This is a genomic window from Komagataeibacter sp. FXV3, assembly GCF_015155755.1.
Taxonomy (GTDB): Bacteria; Pseudomonadota; Alphaproteobacteria; order Acetobacterales; family Acetobacteraceae; genus Komagataeibacter.
Genome location: NZ_VWPI01000139.1, coordinates 1 through 1,253 on the forward strand (window position 1 = coordinate 1; position 1,253 = coordinate 1,253).

A 1,253-nucleotide genomic window follows, 5' to 3' on the forward strand; every position below is an offset into this window, starting at 1 on the left:
CGGGATCGATACGGTCGTGGTGGACTGGCTGGGCAATGAAGGCAAGTGGCGTAACCTGCGCCATCACACGCCCACGCGCATCATCGCCCCCGAGGCACTGGACACGTGGCTTGAAACCCGTCCCGACATATCGGCCGTGATCCATCTGGGCGCGATCAGTGAGACGACGGCCACCGATGGTGACCTGGTATGGCGCACCAATGTGGATTTGTCCGAACGGCTGCTGTCATGGTGCGCGCATGAAGGGGTACGGTTCATCTATGCCTCCTCCGCCGCGACATACGGGGCGGCGGACAAAGCCGAGCAGTTCAGTGACGATCCCGCCCTGCTGGACCACCTGAAGCCGCTTAACCTGTATGGCTGGTCCAAGCAGGCATTCGACCGTTCGGTGCTGCGCCGGGTGGCGGGTGGGGCGATGTCCGGCCTGTCATGGGCGGGGTTGAAGTTCTTCAATGTCTACGGCCCCAATGAATACCACAAGGGACGCATGATCTCGGTGGTGAAGGTCAAGTATGACGAGGCCCGCGCCGGCCAGCCGCTGCGCCTGTTCCGTTCCGATGTGCCGGGACTGGCGGATGGGGCGCAGGCGCGCGACTTCATCTGGGTGGGGGATGTGGTCGATGTCATGCTGTGGCTGCTGGACCATGGCACCGTGTGCGGGCTGTTCAACTGCGGCACCGGGGTCGCGCGGAGCTATACCGACCTGGCCCATGCGGTATGCGATGCGGCGAACGTGCCGCGCCGGATCGAATTCATCGACATGCCTGATGCGCTGCGCGGGCAGTACCAGTCCTTTACCTGTGCCGACATGCGCAGGTTGCGGGCGGCAGGCTATGTCCGGCCCTTCACCACGCTGGAGGACGGGGTACGCCGTTACGTCCACGACTACCTTGCGGCCCCCGATCCCTATCTGTAACCGCCTGCCGCCGCCACAACCATGACAATGAAAGTGGGCCGATGCTGCCTGTCCTGATCTTCCCGCAGTTCGATCCGGTAATGGTCCATTTCGGGCCGTTCGCCATCCGCTGGTATGCCATGGCCTATATCGTGGCGCTTGTGGCGGGGTGGCGCATCGCGCGCCACCTTGTGGCGCTGGCCCCACGGGCCGCGACCACGCTGCAGGTGGATGACTTCCTGACATGGGCGACGCTGGGCGTGGTGCTGGGCGGGCGGCTGGGCTACATCCTGTTCTACCAGCCGGGTTTTTACCTGACCCACCCACTGGCGATCCTGCAGGTCTGGCGGGGTGGGAT

Annotated in this window: 2 protein-coding genes; both read left to right on the forward strand. The window is 64.3% G+C overall.

Annotated features, from left to right (window positions below; genetic code table 11):
- On the forward strand, positions 1 to 916 hold a 916-nt coding region (gene rfaD / locus F1542_RS13125; RefSeq protein WP_193733426.1), incomplete at its 5' end, for an ADP-glyceromanno-heptose 6-epimerase.
- Positions 917 to 957: 41 nt separating this feature from the next.
- Positions 958 to 1,253 (forward strand): prolipoprotein diacylglyceryl transferase family protein (locus tag F1542_RS13130; RefSeq protein ID WP_193733427.1); only part of this gene is annotated, 296 nt, incomplete at its 3' end.